General features: G+C 71.7%; 15 protein-coding genes. 4 read left to right on the forward strand and 11 right to left on the reverse strand.

The annotated features are described in order from the left end of the window. Positions 1-452: 452 nt before the first annotated feature. On the reverse strand, positions 453-1,493 hold the full coding sequence (locus tag ABD198_RS06875; protein ID WP_343998489.1) for a glycosyltransferase family 2 protein: 1,041 nt from the start codon (positions 1,491-1,493) through the stop codon (positions 453-455). Positions 1,494-1,622: 129 nt separating this feature from the next. Here ABD198_RS06875 and ABD198_RS06880 point away from each other — a divergent pair, with 129 nt between their 5' ends. Continuing rightward, on the forward strand, positions 1,623-3,095 hold the full coding sequence (locus ABD198_RS06880) for an LCP family protein (protein ID WP_486388886.1): 1,473 nt from the start codon (positions 1,623-1,625) through the stop codon (positions 3,093-3,095). 34 nt (positions 3,096-3,129) lie between these two features. On the opposite strand, the gene ABD198_RS06885 is transcribed toward ABD198_RS06880, so the two are convergent. Further along, the gene (locus tag ABD198_RS06885; protein WP_343998490.1) at positions 3,130-3,687 is read right to left on the reverse strand and encodes an acyl-CoA thioesterase; all 558 of its coding nucleotides are present in this window, start codon (positions 3,685-3,687) and stop codon (positions 3,130-3,132) included. A 119-nt stretch (positions 3,688-3,806) separates the two neighbouring features. On the opposite strand from ABD198_RS06885, the gene ABD198_RS06890 reads away from it, so the two are divergent. Further along, positions 3,807-5,069, forward strand: coding sequence for an LCP family protein (locus ABD198_RS06890; protein WP_343998491.1), 1,263 nt, complete (start codon positions 3,807-3,809; stop codon positions 5,067-5,069). 79 nt (positions 5,070-5,148) lie between these two features. Here the strand turns inward: ABD198_RS06890 and ABD198_RS06895 are convergent, their stop codons facing one another. From ABD198_RS06895 to ABD198_RS06920, 6 genes are all read right to left on the reverse strand, one after another. Beyond that, positions 5,149-5,511, reverse strand: coding sequence for a four-helix bundle copper-binding protein (locus ABD198_RS06895; protein ID WP_343998492.1), 363 nt, complete (start codon positions 5,509-5,511; stop codon positions 5,149-5,151). Between the two features lie 131 nt (positions 5,512-5,642). Beyond that, positions 5,643-7,271 carry an LCP family protein gene (locus tag ABD198_RS06900; protein WP_343998493.1) on the reverse strand — a complete coding sequence of 543 codons (1,629 nt, stop codon included), beginning with the start codon at positions 7,269-7,271 and terminating at the stop codon, positions 5,643-5,645. A 134-nt stretch (positions 7,272-7,405) separates the two neighbouring features. Next, the gene (locus ABD198_RS06905) at positions 7,406-9,016 is read right to left on the reverse strand and encodes an LCP family protein (protein WP_343998494.1); all 1,611 of its coding nucleotides are present in this window, start codon (positions 9,014-9,016) and stop codon (positions 7,406-7,408) included. Between the two features lie 104 nt (positions 9,017-9,120). Continuing rightward, a complete protein-coding gene (locus ABD198_RS06910; RefSeq protein WP_343998495.1) occupies positions 9,121-10,851 on the reverse strand; it encodes an LCP family protein in 1,731 nt (576 codons plus the stop codon). A gap of 258 nt (positions 10,852-11,109) precedes the next feature. Next, the gene (locus ABD198_RS06915; RefSeq protein ID WP_343998496.1) at positions 11,110-12,324 is read right to left on the reverse strand and encodes an LCP family protein; all 1,215 of its coding nucleotides are present in this window, start codon (positions 12,322-12,324) and stop codon (positions 11,110-11,112) included. Between the two features lie 421 nt (positions 12,325-12,745). Then, entirely contained in the window at positions 12,746-13,501 is a 756-nt protein-coding gene (locus ABD198_RS06920; protein ID WP_343998497.1) for a TIGR03089 family protein, read from the reverse strand. A gap of 127 nt (positions 13,502-13,628) precedes the next feature. On the opposite strand from ABD198_RS06920, the gene ABD198_RS06925 reads away from it, so the two are divergent. Together ABD198_RS06925 and manB are read left to right on the forward strand one after the other, a co-directional pair. Next, positions 13,629-15,164: a peptidoglycan recognition protein family protein gene (locus ABD198_RS06925; RefSeq protein ID WP_343998498.1), complete on the forward strand. Its 1,536-nt coding sequence runs from the start codon at positions 13,629-13,631 to the stop codon at positions 15,162-15,164. Between the two features lie 103 nt (positions 15,165-15,267). Further along, positions 15,268-16,350: a mannose-1-phosphate guanylyltransferase gene (gene manB, locus ABD198_RS06930; protein WP_343998499.1), complete on the forward strand. Its 1,083-nt coding sequence runs from the start codon at positions 15,268-15,270 to the stop codon at positions 16,348-16,350. Between the two features lie 260 nt (positions 16,351-16,610). Here manB and ABD198_RS06935 read toward each other — a convergent pair whose 3' ends face one another. From ABD198_RS06935 to cofD, 3 genes are read right to left on the reverse strand one after another with little or no spacing between them, the layout of a single operon-like run. Beyond that, entirely contained in the window at positions 16,611-17,612 is a 1,002-nt protein-coding gene (locus ABD198_RS06935; protein WP_343998501.1) for a DNA-3-methyladenine glycosylase family protein, read from the reverse strand. 60 nt (positions 17,613-17,672) lie between these two features. Further along, positions 17,673-18,986 (reverse strand): coenzyme F420-0:L-glutamate ligase, encoded by a 1,314-nt coding sequence (locus tag ABD198_RS06940; protein ID WP_343998503.1) that lies wholly within the window; start codon positions 18,984-18,986, stop codon positions 17,673-17,675. Further along, positions 18,983-19,942, reverse strand: coding sequence for a 2-phospho-L-lactate transferase (cofD, locus tag ABD198_RS06945; RefSeq protein WP_343998505.1), 960 nt, complete (start codon positions 19,940-19,942; stop codon positions 18,983-18,985). The genes ABD198_RS06940 and cofD overlap by 4 nt, the downstream gene beginning before the upstream one ends. Positions 19,943-19,964 lie beyond the last annotated feature (22 nt).

Here is a 19,964-nt window from a genome sequence, read left to right on the forward strand (position 1 = left end):
CTGCGCGTCACTCGTGCGCCTCAGCTTGGTGGCGGCGGAGCCTCACGTTGCCGTCTGAAACCCCGCTGTGGTCCCCCGCGGATCGCGCGTTCTCGCGAGCGACCGATAGTGAGAGGCAGGTGCGGCAACCAGGCTTAGGAGAAGGCTCACTAGCCGCGATCCGTCGCGTAGATCGTCGGGCAGTCCTTGATGTCGCACGTGCTGACCAGCTTGGTGACCTTCATGGTCTGGGTTCCCTTCCCGCGCCGCGGTCAGTGCCTCGCATCTGATGCTCCCGAGGCCCGGGCAGACGGGTCAAGCGATCACGGTTGACAGAACGGGAAACTGCGTAACCCGACATGTGCAGCGGATCGTCGCGCCCAGGAACTTGCCGTACCCCGGGCCGGTCAGGACGAAGGGCGCCCGGTTTCCCGAGCGCCCTTGTCGCTGTTGGGCGGCTCCGTGGGCCGGAGTCAGGCCGCCTGGGTGCGGTCCGCCTTGACCGCCGGGCGGCGGGAGGCGATGACCTTCCTCGCCAGGGAGCGCGGGCTGGTCAGGAAGCCCCAGCCCCACGACATGTGCATGGTCGCCAGCGCCACCGGGATCTGCAGCCGCGCCTTCAGCGGCAGGCCCTTGCCGGCCGGTATCGAGCCGATCAGGATCGCCGCGAGGTAGCCGCCGGGCACCACGAAGCCCCACGGGGTGAGCAGCGCGCCCAGCACGGTCCCGGCCGCGATCGCGCACACGGCGGCCGGCGGGGCGAGGTAGCGCAGGTTGATGGAGCCGGAGTGGTAGCGGGCCACCACGTGCCGCCAGCGGCCGTAGTCCTTGTACTGCTTGGCCAGCGCCCGCACGTTCGGCCGGGGCCGGTAGGACACCTTCAGCTCCGGCGAGAACCAGATCAGCCCGCCCGCCTCGCGGATGCGGTAGTTCAGCTCCCAGTCCTGGGCGCGGATGAACTCCTCGTTGTAGCCGCCCTGCTGCTCCAGCGCCTCGCGCCGGAACACACCCAGGTAGACCGTCTCGGCCGGACCGGCCTCGCCACCGGTGTGGAAGGCGGCGTTCCCGACCCCTATCCGCGACGTCATGGCGGCCGCGACCGCGTGCTCCCAGTCGTTCTCGCCCTCGGCGTGCATGATGCCGCCGACGTTCTGCGCGCCGGTCTCCTCCAGCAGCCGGACCGCGGTGGCGATGTAGTCCGGGGAGAGCATCCCGTGCCCGTCGACGCGGACCACGATCGGATGGCGCGAGGCCTTGATCGCCGCGTTGAGGGCCGCCGGGGTGCGGCCGGTCGGGTTGGGCACGGTGCGCACCCGCGGATCCTCGGCGGCGAGCTCGGCGGCGATCTCGTCCGTGCGGTCCTTGGACGGACCGAGGGCGATCACGACCTCCATCTCGCCGGCGTACTCCTGGGCGAGGATCGCGCGGACCGCGCCACGCAGGTGCCGTTCCTCGTCGAGGACAGGCATGATCACGGAAACGGCCGGGGGCCGCACGTCGGGATTGGCGTTCATAGGGGCATCACGTTACCGCGAACGGGGGACACCTCCGCGCGCGCCGGGGGCGATATGCCGGGCCGGAGATCGTATCGGCCTACCGTGCTCACGATCCCGCGTACGGCCGTCGTCCGGAGGTGTTCCCCCTTGTCCACGCCGCCGCGCTCCCCCCGGCCCCGCCCCGCCCCGCAGCGCCGCCCGCAGCCGCCGCACCGGGCCGCGCGGCCGCCCGCGCGCCGCAGGCCGCGCTGGGCGATGCGCGCGGTGACCACGCTCTCCGTGGTGGTACTGGCCTCCGCGGGCATCGGCCACACCGTGGTGACCAGCCTGGACGCGGAGATCGACCGGGTGGACCCGTTCCGCGACATGAAGAACCGGCCCGAGGCCGGGCACGGCATGAACCTGCTGCTCGTCGGCACCGACGGCCGGGAGAAACTCAGCGAGGAGGAACGGCGCAGGTACCGGCTGGGCGGCGCACCCTGCAACTGCACCGACACCATCATGATCGTGCACATCTCGGAGGACCGGGAGCGGGCCAGCGTGGTGAGCCTCCCGCGCGACTCCTACGCCATGACGCCGCCCCACCACGACCGCGTCAGCGGCAAGCAGCACCACGGCCATCCGATGAAGCTGAACGCCGCCTACGCCGAGGGCGGGCCGCAGCTGACCGTCCGCACGGTCGAGCGGATGACCCGGGTGAAGATCGACCACTATCTGGAGGTCGACTTCACCAGCTTCATGAAGACCGTCGACGTGGTCGGCGGCGTCGAGGTCTGCACCGACCGGCACCTCAAGGACAGCCACTCCGGGCTGGACCTCCCCGCCGGCCGGCACACCCTGCGCGGCGGCCAGGCCCTGCAGTACGTCCGGGCCCGCCACGTCGACGGCGTCTCCGACCTCGGCCGGATGCAGCGCCAGCAGCGCTTCATGGCCGCCCTGGTGGACCGGGTCACCTCCTCCGGGATCCTGCTGAACCCGATGAAGTTCCGCGACGTGGTCCGCGCCGTGCTGGGCTCGGTCCGCGCCGACAAGGGCTTCGGCACGGACGAGCTGCTGGACCTGGGCCGGGCGATGCGGAACTTCTCACCCTCCTCCTCGGAGTTCATCACCGTGCCGATCGGGACGATGGGCTACCCGGTCAAGGGCGTCGGCTCGACCCTGAAGTGGGACCCGGAGAAGTCCGCCGAGATCTTCGAGGCGCTGCGCCGGGACCAGCCGCTGTCCGTGCACCACCCGCGCGACGCCGCCAAGCGCGTCCCGGTGGATCCGAAGCAGATCCGGGTCCAGGTGGAGAACGGCACCGGCACGCCGGGCCTCGGCCGCCGCGTCGACGCGGCCCTGGCGGCGACCGGCTTCGCCACCACCAAGGCCCCCGTCAACGCGGCGCAACGTGATGTGAAGCGCACCGTCGTCGCCTACGACCCGCGCTGGGACCGCTCGGCGAAGTCCCTGGCGGCGGCGCTGCCGGGCAGCGAGCTGCGCGCGGTCAAGGACCAGGGCGCCACCCTGAAGGTCATCGCCGGAGCGGACTTCGAGAAGGTCCGCAAGGTGCGCGCCGAGGACCCGGGACGCGGCGAGGTCGGCGTGGTCCGCGGCGACGAGGTGGGGTGCGGGTCATAGCCCCGGCGGTGCGCCTCAGCGGCCGCGCCGGGCGTCAGTCGTCGTAGCCCTCCGCGGCCCGCTTCTCGCGCAGCTCCATGATCGCGCGGCGGCGGGCGAGGCGGTGCGTGCGCCGGATCTGCGCCTCCTGGTAGCGGCGCCGGTCGCGATCGGTCTCGGGTATCACCGGAGGCACCCGGCGGGGCTTGCCGTCGGCGTCCACGGCGGTGAACACCAGGTAGGCGGAGCCGACCTGGGTGGGCGGGGTGGACTCGTTCCAGCGTTCGGCAAGGACCCGCACGCCGACCTCCATCGACGTCCGGCCGGTCCAGTTGACCTGCGCTTTGACATGCACCAGATCGCCGACGCGGACCGGTTCCAGGAAGGCCATCTCGTCCATGGAGGCGGTGACCGCGGGCCCGCCGGAGTGCCGCCCGGCGACCGCGCCGGCCGCGTCGTCCACCAGTTTCATGATCACCCCACCGTGCACCGTGCCCAGAAGGTTGGTGTCGTTGTGGGTCATGATGTGACTGAGCGTCGTCCGGGACGCCGAAGTGGGCTTGCCCGGGATGTCCGGACTCTCCGTCTGTGCGGCTGGGGCCTGGTCTGTCATGGCCTCCACCTTATGCCGACGTGACATGCGTGTGATTTGTGTCGGCTTCGCAACAGCGCCGCTCCTATTTTCCGACGACCCTTGTATGGCACGGCCGCCGGACCTGCACACTGGGGCCCATGAACGATTGGCCCGAGGCATGGGACGACAACCGCGGCGGCCGCTACGGACGCGGGAGCGCGAGCGCGCAGCCCGAGAGCGCCCGCGTGATGCGGCAGGTGCGCCGGGGTCCGGCGGCCCCGCCCGGGCAGGGCGGCTACGGCGGCGTGCCCCGGCAGCCGTCGTACGCGGACGGCGGCTATGACGCCGGGTACGACAGCGGCTACAACAACGGCCAGGTCTACGGCCGTCCCGGAGGCGGCATCCCCGGGGACCCCGACGACCGGTACGCGGGGCGTTACGCGCCCGACTGGCGCCGGCGGTTCAAGTGGACCGCGCTCACCCTCGTCACTGTGCTGATAGTCACCCTGGTCGGCACGTACTTCTGGGCCGACTCCAAGCTCAACCGTGACGTCGACCTGTCGACGGTGATCGACCGCCCGGAGAAGGGCGAGGGCACCAACTACCTGATCGTGGGCTCCGACAGCCGCGAGGGGCTGAGCGACGACCAGAAGAAGAAGCTGCACACCGGCTCCGCCGAGGGCAAGCGCACGGACTCGATGATGATCCTGCACACCGGCGACAACGGGCCGACGCTGATCTCGCTGCCCCGCGACTCCAACATCACCATCCCCAAGTTCCAGGGCTCGGAGTCCGGCAAGATCCGCGCCGCGATGGGCGCCAACAAGCTGAACGCCGCCTACTCGATCGACGGTCCGACGCTGCTGGTGCGCACCGTGGAGTTCAACACCGGGCTGCACATCGACCACTACGTCGAGATCGGCTTCGCCGGCTTCGCCAACATCGTGGACGCGGTCGGCGGCGTGGAGATGGACATCCCGCAGGACATCAAGGACACCAAGTCCGGCGCCGACTTCAAGAAGGGCAAGCAGACCCTGAACGGCGAGGAGGCCCTGGCCTTCGTCCGCACCCGGTACGCGCTGGCCGGCTCCGACCTGGACCGCACCAAGAACCAGCAGAAGTTCCTCTCCGCCCTGGCCAACCAGGTGGCCACGCCCAGCACCGTCCTGAACCCGTTCAAGCTCTACCCGACGATGGGCGCCGGTCTGGACTCGCTGATCGTCGACAAGGACATGAGCCTGTTCGACCTCGCCGACATGTTCTGGGCGATGAAGGGCGTCAGCGGCGGCGAGGGCAAGTCCATGAACATGCCGATCTCGGGCAACGCCGGGAACGGCAACCTGCAGTGGGACATGCCCAAGGTGAAGCAGCTGGTCAACGAGCTGAAGAACGACGAGAAGGTCACCGTCTCCGGCAACTGAGCCGACCGGCGACCGAGCCGCACCGCGACCGACGAGGGCACCCCGGAAGGGGTGCCCTCGGCCGTGTCCGGTGCCGGCGTCACATCGTGGCGCCCGCCATCGAACGGCACATCTCCGCGCAGGAGCGACAGGACTCGGCGCAGCGCATCATCTGCTGGTCGTCCGGCATGGACATACACGCCTCGGCGCACATGTCGCATGCCTTGGCGCACATCGCGCACATCTCGCTGGACAGCGGCGAGCGCCGCATCATCATGTCCGCGCACATGCGGGTCATCTCGGCGCAGTCCATGAGCGCGCGCATGATCTGCACCGGAGCCTGCCCGGTCATCTGCAGGCAGGAGCTCATGGTCTCCTCGCAGATGCTGTGGCAGGACATGCACGCGGTGACGCAGTCCTGCATCTCCTTGCTCATCGGGGTGGCGGCAGCGGACTGGGTCATGGCTTCCTCCCAGGGGACGAGAGGGGGCCGGGGGTCGGCCCCCGCTCCTCCGTCCTACGCCCGTTGCTCCAAGGTCACCACACGACGGACAGAACCGGGTGTTCTGTCCGCCACCGCGGGTGTTCCGCCGCTCACCAGCTGAAGGCCGGGTCCACGTGCATGCAGGCCGTGTCGTCCGCGCCGTTGAGCGGCTGGGCCGACTCCGGCGTGGTGTCGTCCTCCTCGGGCGCCCGGTACGCCGTGCCCTCCCGCCAGTCGGCCCCGACGACCAGGGTGACCCCGGAGACCTCGGTGGAGCGCTCCACCGACGACTCCGGGAGGCCGAGGGCCTCGGCGACGCGGCGGGCGTCCCCCTCCAGGTCGGCGCTCGGGTAGCGCACCACCGTCCGCTGCTCGCTCAGGGAGCTCTCGGTGTCGGCGGTCGCGGCGGTGAAACCTTTGTCCTCGAGCAGGGAGCGCACCGCGCTCGCCCGGCCGGGCACCGCGCCCTCGGTGTCCGTGCGGGTGCCGTTGCGCACCTGGACGGCGATCTCGTCGTCCGGGGCGGCCGGGTCCGACGGTACGGACCGCTCCGGCTTCCCGGACGGCTTCACGCCCTTGCCGTCCAGCGGGATGTCCTCACGCACCAGCCGGAACAGCTTCTCGGCGTCCTCGGTGGGCTCCACCCGGGCGCCCACATAGCGGTTGGGCATCGTGGTCATGGTGATGCGCTCCGGCTTCACCTTGCGCAGCTCGACGCTGAGGTCGTACAGCTTCTTGACCGTGTCCAGGCCGGGGTCCACGGTGAGCGCCTCGGTGGCCCGCTCGGCGAGCCGGCGCAGCTTGTCGGGGCTGGACAGGGTGGCGTTCTCGCGCAGCTGCCTCACCAGCGCGGTCATGTACATGTGCTGGGCCTTGGCGCGGGCCAGGTCGCTGCCGTCCTCGAAGCCGTAGCGGGTGCGCAGCCACTGCAGGGCCTGCTTGCCCTTGATGTAGGTGGTGCCCTTCTCCAGCTTCAGCCCGGAGCCGCGGCCGGTGCTGGTGCGGGAGTGGATGTTGGCGTCCACGCAGACGGGGACGCCGCCGACCGCGTCCGCCATGGAGACCACACCGGCGAAGTCGACCATCAGGAAGTGGTCGATGTGGATGCCGGTCAGCTCCTGCCAGGTGGCCACCGTGCAGCCGGGGCCGCCGCGCCCGAGGCTCTGGTTGGTCATCACCCGGCCCTGGCTCGCCGGGTAGACGGTGCCGTCCTCCGGGTCGGTGCACTTGGGGATCGTCAGCAGGGTGTCGCGCGGCATGCTGATCACGGACATGTTGGTCCGGTCCGCGGACAGGTGCACCAGCATCTGCACATCGGCCAGCGGCGTGGAGCCGAACGTCTCGCGGGCGCCGCCGAGTTTCTGGTTCTCCTCGGTGTCCCGGGCGTCGGAGCCGATGAGCAGGATGTTCAGCGGGGTCTGCCCGGCGGCGTTCGGGGTGGGTGCGGCGACCTTGTTGTCGCCCAGGTTCAGCGGCTGCTTGTCGATGTTGTCGTTCAGCCGCTTGTAGTAGAGATAACCGGCCGCCGCCGAGCCGGCTATGAGCAGCGCCAGGACGGCCGCGGACCACTTGAGCAGCCGGCGTCCGCGGCGGGTGCGCGAGCCGCCCCCGCCGCCGCGTTCTCCGCCGCTCCCGGTGCCCTCGTCGGCACCGCCCTCGGTGCCGGTGACGTTCTCGTCCGGGGGCGGATCGCTCCGGTCGTCGTCACGGAGCGTTCCCCGCGCGGCGTTCTGGGTCACTGCCGCCGTCCTCCCCACCCCTGGCACTCCTCGGGTCGTGAAGCAGGGCCGTCCTGCGTCCTGTTAGACGCTTGACGGGCCCGTCAGTTGCCCCCTGGCATCAACTGGTTTCAACGAATGTTCGGAAGGGCTCCCTACCAGCGGTAGGGCTTGTACACGTCCATGCACTTGCCCTTCTCCGAGGCCTTCAGCGCGTCGGTGTTCTCCGGCAGGTCACCGGCCGACGGGGACTTCTGCTCCGGGTAGGCCGCACCCTCCCGCCAGTCCGCGCCCACCACGACGGTCACCTGGGAGGCGTCCTCGTAGGGCTTGACCGAACTCAGCGGGATCCCGAGCGCCTTGGCGACCCGCTGGGCGTCGCCCTTGAGGTCCCCGCTCGGGTACCGCACCACCGTCCGCTTCTCCGACCCGGCCTTGGAGGGGTCCGGTGCCGCCTTGACGAAGCCCTTGCCGGCCAGGGTCTGCGCCACGGCGCTCGCCCGGCCGCTGACCGGGCCCTGGCCGGCGGTGCCGGTGGCGTTCTGCACCTGGACGCTGATCTCGCCGTCCGGCGCCGAGGGGTCCTTGGCGGGCTCGGCGTCCGCCGCCTTCCGCGCACCGGACGCGCCGCCCTTGTCGTCGAAGGGGATGTCGTCGCGGAGCATCGTCCACACCTGCTCGGCGTCGGCGCCGTCCGGGAGCAGATGGTTGCGGTTCTGCGGATCCTCGACCGTGGGCATCGTGGTCATGGTGATCCGGTCCGGCGGCACCGTCTTCAACTGCATGGCCAGATCGAAGAGTTTCTTCACCGACCCGATCTCCTCCGACACCGTCAGCGACTTGGTGGCCGCCTCGGCGAGGTCGGTCAGCCGGCCGGTGTCGGTGAAGACGTTCTGCTGCCGCAGGGTGCGGATCATCGAGTTCATGTACATGTGCTGCGCCCGGGCGCGCAGCTGGTCGCTGCCCCAGGCGTGGCGGGTGCGCAGCCACTGCAGGGCCCGCTCGCCCTTGACCTTGTGGGAGCCCGCCTTCATCTTCAGCCCGGAACCGCCGGGCATGGTGGGCAGCGGGCGGTCCCAGACGTTCTGGTTGACGCACACCTCGACGCCGCCGATGGCGTCGGCCATCCGCACCACGCCGGCGAAGTCGATCGTCATCCAGTGGTCGATGTAGACGCCGGTGAGGTTCTGCCAGGTGGCCAGGGTGCAGCCCGCCCCGCCCCGGCCCAGGGTGGAGGTGATGATGTCGTTGGTCGCCGGGTAGACCTTCCCGCTCTCCGGGTCGGTGCAGCGGGGGATGTCGACCCGGGTGTCGCGCGGGATGCTCACCACCGCGGCGCTCCTGCGGTCGGCGGCCAGGTGGATCAGCATCTGCACGTCGCCGCGCGGCGGTTCACCCCGGGTGTCGCGGCTGCCGCCCAGCCTGACGTTCTCGTCGGAGGCGCGGCTGTCGGAGCCGATCAGCAGGATGTTCAGCGGCGTGTGCCCGTCCGCGTTCGGCTGCGACTTGCCCACCTTGGAGTCGCCGCTGCTGCGTTCGCCCTTGCCGAGGTTGCCGTTGAGGTGCTCGTAGTAGAGGTATCCGGCCCCGGCCGTGCCCAGTATCAGCACCGCCAGCGTCGTCGCCGACCAGCGCAGGGCGCGCCGCCCCCGCCGCGGCCCGCCCGTGCCGTGCCGCCCGGCGGCCGCGGCGCGGCGTCTGCCCGGCCCCTCTCCGCCCTCCGAGGACGGCCGTGTCCGCTCCTCGTGCACGCTGCTTCGCGTCATCGTCGTGCGTCCCCCACCTTCGGTCTCCCCACCGCTGTGCACCCCCGCGCAGTCGTACGAGGGCCTGTGCCCCGCCCTTGAGGACGTGGCACAGGCCCCTCAGGTCACTTGGCGCACTTGACCTTGTCCGCCGTGGACTTCTGGATGCCCTCCGGCGCCTCGGACGTGCCCGAGACCGGCACCCCGGCGCCCTTGAAGTCCTTGCCCAGGGTCAGCGTCATCGCGGGCAGGCCCTGCGAGTTGGTCACGCTCTTGCCGGGCTTCAGCGCCGAGCCGGACAGGCCCATGATGTCGGCGAGCCGGCGCGCCTGGTCGGCCTGGTCCGGCGCGTACTCCAGCGTGGTTCTGCTGAGCGTCTCCGGCGCGTTGCCCGCGTTCTCCGACTTGGTGACGCCCTGCTGCACCTGGAGCCAGCTCAGCGTGGACTGGGCGGAGCCGGACTTGGCGCCGCCGTTGAGGATGCGCACCCGCACCTCGGAGGCCGGGGCCTTGGGCCCCTTCAGCCGTGCGGCGGCGGCCGCCTTCTCCTTCTTCTTCTGCTTCTTGACCTCGGTGAACGACACATCGTTCTTGATCATGTCGAACACCTGCGGGGCCTTGGACTCGTCGACGACGACGGTCGTCGGCACCTTCTCCGCCGGGTTGTCCTTCACCGGCAGCGTGGTGAAGGTCAGGTTCTTGACGTTGAGCTTGCCGAGCTCCAGGCCGAGGTCCTTGAGCTTGTTGATGCTGTCCAGCTGCGAGTCGACGGTGAGCGCCTCGGTGCCCGCCTCCGCCAGCTTGATCATCTTCGAGGGGCTGGTGAGCGTGTCGTTCGACTTCAGCTTCCGCATCAGCGCGCTCAGGAACTGCTGTTGCAGCTCGATCCGGCTCAAGTCGCCGCCGAAGCCCACCGAGTGGCGGGTGCGGACGAAGGCCAGCGCCGTCTCGCCCTCGATGGTGTGCGTGCCCTTGGACAGCTTCAGATGGGAGTCGGGGTCGTCGATGTCCTTCGCCAGACAGACCTCGACGCCGCCGACCGCGGTGGTCAGCGTCTTGACCGCGTTGAAGTCGGCCACCATGAAGTTGTCCGGCGTGATGCCGGTCAGCTCGGTCACCGTCCGCGCGGTGCAGCTGGGCGTACGGCCGCCCTGGCCCAGGCTGGTGTTGAAGCGGACGCCCTGCGAGCCCGGGATGACCTTCTGCGAGCCGTCCTCCTGGGTGGTCGGGCAGTCGGGGATGTCCACGATCAGGTCGCGCGGGATGCTCAGCGCGGTCGCGTTGGAGCGGTCCTTGGCGACGTGCAGCAGGATCGTGGTGTCGGCGTGGCCCTCGCTGCCCTTGTCGCCGTAGCCCTCGTTGCCCGCCCCGGTGCGCTTGTCGGTGCCGATCAGCAGGATGTTGATCGCCTTGTCCTTGCTGAAGCCACCGGTGCTGGCGCCGTCGTCGGAGACGGAGGTGATGTTGTCGTTGAGGTGCTTCAGATACAGGTAGCCGGCCGTACCGGCGGCGAGCACCACGAACGCCATCGTCCCGCCGGTCCACAGCAGGGCCTTCTTCGCCTTCCCCTTCTTCACCGGCCTGCGGCCGCGCCGTCCCGGCGGCGGCTCCTGCGGCGTACCGCGGCGCCTGCGCGGCGGCGGCACGTCACGTTCGGGCACCGCACGCCCGGGGCGGTCCGGGGCCGTCGTGCGTCCGCGAGCCCCGCCGGGGGAGTGCGGTCTGCGCGGCGAGGGGACGGTCGACTGCGGTGCGGAAGGGCTCAGTCGCAGTTCGTATTCACCGGTGGTGGGGTTGAACACCCATTGGTCTGCGGGGTCGATGTTCTCCGCCCGCCCACGGCCTTGCGCGTCCACGGTCGCTTGCATCCTCCGTCGGGGCCACGCGGCGCCTTTCCCCTCCCAAGGCGCTCGGGTCTCGGTTTCGCAGTGCGCTCCCCAAGGGCCGACCTGACGGACTGGACCTGAAGGAACTGACGCACCGGATCGCTCACACTAACCGCCCGAAACAGTCTGCGGCGACGCCGGTGACAAATTCCACGCTCCTACAAGCGGGCAATTCGCCCATTTCTCTGGACAAGTGTGCGCAGTCTTGGAGTTGCCTGCGCGTCACCTTTACGTACAGGCGTCCTCGGCGGCGGTGTTGCCGGAGAAGGTCGGCGCCGGGGAAGTCGTCCCGGAAGGCTCCGCGGATACCTTTTCCGTGCCCTTTCCGTCACTGTCCGTACGGCCGTCGCCCGAGGCGACCGCCAAGGGCGCGTCGGTGCGCAGCCGCTCGAACAGTTCCGCCGCCGCGGGCTGGGCGAGCTGGTCCCGATTGACGTCGCGGACATACGGCTCCCGCGGAACGGTCAGGAATTGCACACGTTCCGTGGGGATGTCACGCACCCCGCGCACAAGTTCGTACAAACCACGCAAGCTCGCCAGTTCCGGGTCCGTCGTCAGCGACGAGGTGGCCGCGTCCAGAACGGGATAGAGCTTCACCGGATTCAGCAGCACGTCATTGCTGCGCACCTTGCTGACGAGCGCACCCAGGAACCGCTGCTGCCGCTCCATCCGCTCGGTGTCGCTGCCGTCGCCGAGCGACTTGCGGGCGCGCACAAAACCGAGCGCCTGCTCCCCGTTCAGCGTCACCCGGCCCGCCGGCAGCCTCAGCCTGGCGTCCTTGTCGTCGATCGGCCGGCGCAGGCACACCTCGACCCCGTCGACCGCGTCGACCATCTCCTTGAAGCCGTGGAAGTCGACCACGACATGATGGTCGACCCGGACATTCGTGAGCTTCTCCACGGTACGGATGGTGCAGGCGGAACCGCCCACCTCGAAGGCGTAGTTGAACATCGCGAACACCGGGGCCGCGCGGGTGCCGTCCCGGCGCAGGCAGGCGGGCACCTGCACCATCAGGTCCCGCGGTACCGACACCGCGGTGGCGCTGCGCCGCCCCGCCGCCAGATGCAGCAGGATCGCCGTGTCGGAGCGCTCGGTGCCCGTGTCCCGCCCGTAGCGGCGGTTCTCCTCGCCGGAGCGCGAGTCCGAGCCGATCAGCAGGATGTTCCGGGCGTCCTTCACCAGCGAGGTGGGCCGCTCCTTCTCGAACCGCTCCAGCTCGGCCGTCGCCGCCTGGTCCGGGGTGATGTTCCCCTCCAGCTTCCGGTACACCAGCCAGCCCGCCCCGGCCGCCAGCACCAGCACCGAGGCCAGGCCGATCCCGGTGCCGCGCAGCCACCGGCGGCGCCTGCGGCGGGCCAGGCCGCGTCCGCTCGCGGTGGCGCCGGGGGATGGGTCCGGGGTCTCGCCCGAGGGTGGTTCCGGGGCCCGTTGCGGTTCGCTCATGCACCCCTCACTGCGTGCCGGGGTACGCCGCAGCGGGCGCGGCGTACCGAGGCCGGCGGAACGGCCCGTGGAACGGTGTGGTGCGTCCCTTCGACCATGGCCCCGGCGGGCCGTGAGGGCGGGGTGTTGTTACGCCGAACGGGGACCCGGGAGCCCGTCGCACGGGCAGGGCGGCGCGGAACGGGCGGGACTTCGCGGGCACCCTCAGGGCCTGTCTTTCGGAGCTTGCCGCGGGTCGCGGGGTCCGGCACGCGCATCTGCGGCGTTGTCGTCGGTTGGCGACTCCCCCACGCTCGGCTGCGCTCGCGCGGGAGGGACCCCCAACGCGTCGCCGCCCTCCTCCGCCTTGCAGCTGCACGCACCAGACCCCGCTCGGCTCGGGGGCACCGTCACCGGAAGCGGCAAGATCCGAAAGGCACCCCTAGCGGGCGATGACGGTCACCCGTTCGCTCTCCACGCGCTTGTCGAGGGCGTCCTCGCCGAGCCGGTCGAGGTTCCGGCACAGCACCACGGAGCCGCCGGTCGCCAGCGGCGCGTACAGGCCCGCGTTCAGCCCCTCCCAGGTGTCGTACGGCAGCCCCGACAGCACGCGGGAACCGGGGCCGGTCAGCCCGATCTCCGGCGCCTCGGCGCGCGCCCGCTCGACCACCTCGGCCCCGGTGAACTCCCGTCCCGCCACGATCAGCGCCGGCTCCTCGGGATCCACCGGCGCGTACAGCACGAAACGGTCACCCTGGCCCGGGACCTCCACCGCGTAGTCGGCGAAGCCCTCCGGCGGCTGCGGGAAGCGGGCCCCGAGCGGCCTGAGCGACAGGGCGACCCGGGAGCCCCGGCAGGCGCGCGCCTGCTCGAGCGTGTCCGGGCCGCTCACCACGATGTCGGCCGCCGCCGGATCGCCCGCCATGTCCGCGAGCGTGCCGGTCGAGGCGCACGCCAGCAGCCACACCGCCGTCTGCCAGTGCGCGGGCAGCAGCAGCGCCACCCGGTCGCCCGGCTCGGCGGACAGCTCGTCCTGGAGGAGGTTGGCGGTCTTGGCCACCCAATTGGCGAAGGTGGCCACGGACAATTCGACCCGCTCGCCCGTGGCATCGTCGTAGAAGGTCACCAGGGGGCGTCCCGGGTCCGCGGACAGCGCGGAACTCAGCAGGTCGGCAGGGGTGCGGTCGGTGGCGTTCACCCGGGCAAGCGTACGCGCGCCCGGGGCCGGCCGCCGAGCGGGCGGGACACCGGTTCGGGGGAACCGGCGCCTGCCGCACGGAACTTCCCCGATGGCAGATTCATACGGGTCTGTCCAAGCTCGGGGCATGCGTCGAATTCTTGCTTCTTCCATCGGAGTCACCTGTGCCGCCGCCCTCGCCCTCCCGCTCGCCCCGCCCGCCGCCGCGGCGGCCCGAGGGGCGCCCACGGCAGCGGCGGGCACCAACGCGAGCGCCCCGGCGGCCGAGCCGGGCATCCCCGGCAGCACCCAGTCGCTGCCCCTGAACCCCCTCACCCGGGACCGCGCCACCGGCGCCGCCGTCCTCGGGCTCGCCCCCCGGACGGTCCGTCACTTCTCCATGCTCGGCGTGGTCTGGGACGACGCGGACGCGGAACTCCACAGCCGCGTCCAGGTGCGTACCCGCGCGGCCGGCACGGGCACCTGGTCCGACTGGCAGGACGTCGAGACCCACAACGCGGACCACGCGGCCGACCCGGGGAGCGAGGAGCGTGCCTCGGGGCGGGTGCGTGGCGCCACGGCGCCGCTGTGGGTGGGGGAGTCGGACGGGGTGGAGGTCCGGGTGCGGGCGGCGGGGGTGGCGGGGGCGGATGAGGACGCGTCCGGTGCGGACCGCAGCGGCGGGGACGTGGAGGCGCTGCCGGCCGGGCTGCGGCTCGATCTCATCGACCCCGGCTCGGACCCGGCCGCGGATGCCGCTTCGGACGAGGGTGCCGCTTCGGACGAGAGTGCTGCTTCGGACGAGGGCGCTGCTTCCGGTGAGGGTGCCGCCGCCCCGCCGCCCGCCGCGGACGAGTCCCGCACGGGGACTCTGACCGCCGCGGAGAAGGCCGTCTCCCGCGCCAACGCCGGGCTCGCGCCCCTCGGCGCCACCGAGATCCCCGCGCTGAACCGTGCGCAGACGGAGGCGGAGCTGCTCGCGCTGCGCCGCGCGGAGTCGGGCGCCTCCGGGGAAGCGGCGGGTACGGAGGCGGCGGGTACGGAGGCGGTGGCCGGCGCGCAGAAGCAGGCCAAGCCGTACATCGGGCCGCGGCCCGCCATCAAGACCCGCAAGGGCTGGGGTGCCAACGAGGGCCTGCGCAAAGGCGGATTCATCTACACCAAGAAGGTCAAGGCGGCCTTTGTGCACCACACCGCCTCCGGCAACAACTACACGTGCTCGCAGGCGCCCTCCCTCATCCGCGGCTTCTACCGCTACCACGTGGTGAGCCTCGGCTGGCGGGACATCGGCTACAACTTCCTCATCGACAAGTGCGGCCGGATCTACGAGGGGCGGGCCGGGGGAGTGGCCAGGCCGGTCATGGGCGCCCACACCCTCGGGTTCAACAGCAACAGCACCGGTATCGCGGTCATCGGCTCCTACGGCTCCAAGAAGCCGTCGTCCTCCGCGGTGAAGGCCGTCTCGCGGCTCACCGCGTGGAAGCTGGGGCTGCACGGGATGAATCCCAAAGCCAAGACATATCTGACGTCCGGGGGTGGCAACCTGTACGCAAAAGGCAAGAAGGTGCGACTGAACGTGATCTCCGGTCATCGGGACGGGTTCAACACCTCGTGCCCAGGGGGGAAGCTGTATGGGAAGCTCGGAAAGGCCCGCAAGACCGCGGCTCGTTACCAGGGCCGCTGAGGCGCGGGGCACCTCGGGTTCGTCTCTCCCTGCCGGAGGGTCTGCATACACTGACCGGCCGAAAGACAGTTCGGCCGGTCCCGGCAGGAAGCAGAGGGCACAGGTGACAGAAGCGATCCTCCTGGTCGGCGGCAAAGGCACGCGGCTGCGTCCGCTCACGGTCCACACGCCCAAGCCCATGGTGCCGGCGGCCGGGGTGCCCTTCCTCACACATCAGCTGGCCAGAGCGAGAGCGGCGGGCGTGGAGCACATCGTGCTGGCCACGTCGTATCTGGCCGAGGTCTTCGAGCCGTACTTCGGTGACGGGTCGTCGATGGGGCTGCACATCGAGTACGTCACGGAGGAGGAGCCGCTCGGCACGGGCGGGGCCATCCGGAACGTGGCGTCCCGGCTGCACTCGGGGCCCGACGAGCCGGTGCTGGTGTTCAACGGGGACATTCTCACCGGGCTGGACATCAACGCGCTGGTGCGCACGCACGAGACGACGGGGGCGGATGTCTCGCTCCACCTGACCAAGGTGACGGACCCTCGGGCCTACGGTCTGGTGCCGACGGACGAGACGGGGCGGGTGCAGGCGTTCCTGGAGAAGCCGCAGACGCCGGAGGAGATCGTCACCGATCAGATCAACGCGGGGGCGTACGTCTTCCGGCGCTCGGTCATCGACACGATTCCGGTGGGGCGGCCGGTGTCCGTGGAGCGCGAGACGTTCCCGGAGCTGCTGGCGGCGGGGGCCCATCTGCAGGGCATGGTCGACTCGACATACTGGCTGGACCTCGGCACGCCGGCGGCCTTCGTCCGCGGCTCCGCCGACCTGGTGCTGGGACGCGCCCCTTCCCCGGCGGTGCCCGGCCGCTGCGGCGACCGGCTGATCCTGCCCACGGCTCGGGTCGCCCCCGACGCGAAGCTCGCGGGCGGCACGGTGGTGGGCGAGGGCGCGTTCGTGGCGGAGGGCGCGCGGGTCTTCGGCAGCACCATCCTGCCGGGCGCGGTCATCGAGCCGGGCGCGGTCATCACCGACTCGCTCATCGGCACGAGGGCGAGGGTCGGCGAGCGCTCCATACTCACCGGCACGGTCATAGGCGACGGCGCGGTCATCGGCCCCAACAACGAACTCCGCGACGGCGCCCGAGTCTGGTGCGACGCCAAGATCCCGGCAGGCGCCGTCCGCTTCTCCTCGGACCAGTAACCGCCGAGTGGGGGTTCGCGTAGCGCCCACGGTGGGTGGGTGTCCCCGTACGTCTGCCGCGCCTCCCTGGCTGCGGGCATTCGTGCCGTCTGGGGCGGTGGGGGTCCCCCCGCTCGAGCGAAGCCGAGAGTGGGGGAGGGTGGGCGCAGCGGCACTCCTTTCAGCGGGGCTAGCGCCCCCGCCCCCGGCCGGCGCCCACCCCGGGTGCCCGGACCAAACCTGCAGCGCAGCTACTTCACGCAACGTCAGTTGAAAGCGGCTCAGAGCCGCCCGATGCTGCCGTGCGGCATGCGCGGCGCCCGGCGTTCCGGGACGCGGCCGCTCAGGAGGATGAGGCGAGCCGCCCGATGCCGCTGGCCGGCGTACGGCTCCAGGAGTTCCAGCATCACCGCGTCATCCGCGTACCGGTCCCCGGCCAGCGCCCACCCCACGATCCCCGGCAGGTGAAGGTCCCCGACGGTCACCGCATCCGCCGCCCCATGACTGCGCTGCACGGTCTCCGCCGACGTCCACGGCCCCACCCCCGGCACCAGCTCCAGCCTCTTCTGCGCGGCCTCCGGCGACATCCCCACCGCCTCCTCCAGCCGCGCAGCGACCCGTACCGCCCGCAGGATCGTCGACGCCCGCTTGTCGTCGACCCCGGCCCGATGCCACTCCCAGGAGGGAATCAGCGCCCAGGTCCGCGGCGCCGGCATCACCGACATCCGCTCCGGCGCGGGCCCCGGCGCCGGCTCCCCGTACTTGCGCACCAGCAGCCGCCACGCCCGGTACGCCTCATTGGTGGTGACCTTCTGCTCCAGGATCGACGGGATCAGCGACTCCAGCACCAGCCCGGTCCGCGTCAGCCGCAGCCCCGGCCTCCGGTGCCGCGTCAGCGCCAGCAGCCGGTGCCGCGGCACGAACGCCGAGGGATCGTCCTGCGCCCCGAGCAGCTCGGGCAGCGTCTCCAGCAGCCACTCCGCGCCCGGCCCCCATGCCTCGCCCCGGATCCGTTCACCTTGGCGGGTGACCCGCAGCGTCCCGGGCCCGGCGGGCGTCAGGCTCGCCCGCCACACCGCGCCGTCCGGTGTCGCCCGGAAGGTGGGGTCCCCGGGGCCGCGCCGCAGCGGGCCGAGGACCAGGCCGAGGTCCAGCGGCCCGTCCGGCACATACGTGCGCACCTGCGCGGGCGCGGCCGCCTGGCGGGGAACCGCGGCGGGCACGGCCACATGGCCGCCGCGCACCGTCGTACGCGTGGGGCGGGGGGCGAAGCGTCCTGCCACGAGTGATGTCCCAGGGGTGGAAGTGAAGGTCCTACGAGGGTAGGCGCCCGAGGGCCCGGCTCAGCGCACTTCGATGAAGGCCGCCGGGTCCCGCTCGGGCCGCGGCCTGGGTTCCTCCGCGGGGTGGCCGATGGCCACCGCGCCCATCGGGTCCCAGTCCGGGGGCAGGTCGAGTACCTCACGAACCACGTCGCGGCAGAACATCGTCGAAGACACCCAGGCCGAGCCGAGCCGTTCCCCGGCCAGCGCGACCAGGAAGTTCTGCACTCCGGCGCCCGCGGCGACCACGAACATCTCCCGCTCGGCCCCGTCGCGCCGCGCGTCCCCGTAGGTGTGCGAGCCGTCCATGACGAGACAGGGGACGGCCAGGTAGGGCGCGTTGCGCAGGACGTCGCCGCGGCGGATGCGCTTGGCGATGGACTCCTCGGACTTGCCGTCCCGGCGCAGGTCCGTGATCCAGGCCTCGCGCATGGCGTCCAGCAGGCGGGTGCGGACCTCGGGGGACTCGAGGAGGACGAAGCGCCAGGGTGTGGTGTGGTGCGGGGCGGGTGCGGTCACGGCCGCGGCGACCGCGCGGCGCACCGCCGCCGGGTCGACCGGCTCGTCGGTGAAGGAGCGGACCGTGCGGCGCTGGGTCACCGCCAGGCGTACGGCCTCGGAGGTGCCGAGCCGGAACATGTCGTCGCGTGCGTCACGGACCATGGCGCGGGCTCCTTCCCCGTCGTCCTCGGCCACCGTGTGCGGCAGCCCGCGGACCACCGCCACCGGCAGGCCGGCCGCCTTGCCCTTGACCAGGTCGCCCGCCGCGGCCAGTTCGTCGGCCGTGGCGACGACGGTGGCGCTGAGCGGGTTGCCGTGGCTGTCGGCGCCGCCGCGCAGGTCGTCCAGGACGCGCACGCCGGCCGCGCCGATCGCCACATCGGTCAGCCCGGCCCGCCAGGGCCGGCCGAAGGTGTCGGTGACGATCACGCCGACCGTGACGCCGAGGGCGGAGCGCAGGCCCTCGCGGATGGCGCGGGCGGAGGCGTCCGGGTCGTCGGGGAGCAGCAGTACCGTGCCGGGCTCGGTGTTGGAGGCGTCGACGCCGGCCGCGGCCATCACCAGGCCCTGCCGGTTCTCGACGATGCGCAGGGGGCCGCGCCGGGCCACCACCCGCACGGTCTCCGCGTCGATCGCCGCCTCCCGGTCGGCTGCCTGGACGATCCTGCCCTCGGCCTTGGAGACGATCTTCGAGGTGATCAGCAGTACGTCGCCGTCGGCGAGGCCCGGCTCGGCGGCGGCGATGAGCTTGGCGAGGTCGTCGCCCGGCCGGATCTCGGGCAGGCCGGGGACGGCCCAGACCCGGTACGCGGGCGCCTCGTCGGTGCCGCTCACGCCGCCCGCACCTCCTCGGCCAGGTCGAGGGCCTCGCGGGCCATGCGCGCGGCGGCGTCGGCGTCGGTCATCATCAGCGGTACGGCCTTGCAGCGGATGCCCGCCCCCTCGACCCGCTCGACGGAGCCGGCGTCGACCGTGTCGACCAGCCAGCCGTCCAGCAGACCCGAGCCGTAGTGCTCGGCCACCGCCGCCGCCGTGGCCTCCACGCCGACGGCGGCGAGGACCTTGTCGGCCATGCCGCGCACCGGCTTGTCCCCGACGATCGGCGACAGCCCGACCACGGGCACGCCCGCGTCGGCGATGGCCTCCCGGATGCCGGGGACGGCGAGGATGGTGCCGATGGAGACGACCGGGTTGGACGGCGGGAAGAGGATCACGTCGGCCTCGGAGATGGCCTCCAGCACGCCCGGCGCGGGCTTGGCCTGCTCCGCGCCGACCGGGACGACCGCCTCGGCCGGCACCGAGGCCCGCAGCCGCACCCAGTACTCCTGGAAATGGATCGCCTTGCGCCGGCCGTCCAGCTCGACGGCGACATGGGTCTCCACGCGGTCGTCGGTCATCGGGATCAGCCGCACGCCCGGCTGCCAGCGGTCGCACAGGGCCTCGGTGACCGCGCTGAGCGGGTACCCGGCGCCGATCATCTGGGTGCGGACGATGTGCGTGGCGAAGTCGCGGTCGCCGAGGCCGAACCACTCGGGGCCGACGCCGTAGGCCGCGAGCTCCTCCTTCACATGGAAGGTCTCGTCGGCCCGTCCCCAGCCCTGCTCCTCGTTGATGCCGCCGCCGAGCGTGTACATCACCGTGTCGAGGTCCGGGCAGACCTTCAGCCCGAAGAGGTGGATGTCGTCCCCGGTGTTGCCGATGACCGTGATGTCCGCGTCCGGCACGGCCCGCTTCAGACCGCGCAGGAAACGGGCACCGCCGATGCCGCCTGCCAGAACCACAATGCGCATGGCGCCCAGTCTTGCAGGCGGG

The organism is Streptomyces thermocarboxydovorans (assembly GCF_039524635.1).
In the GTDB taxonomy this organism is placed as follows: Bacteria; Actinomycetota; Actinomycetes; order Streptomycetales; family Streptomycetaceae; genus Streptomyces; species Streptomyces thermocarboxydovorans.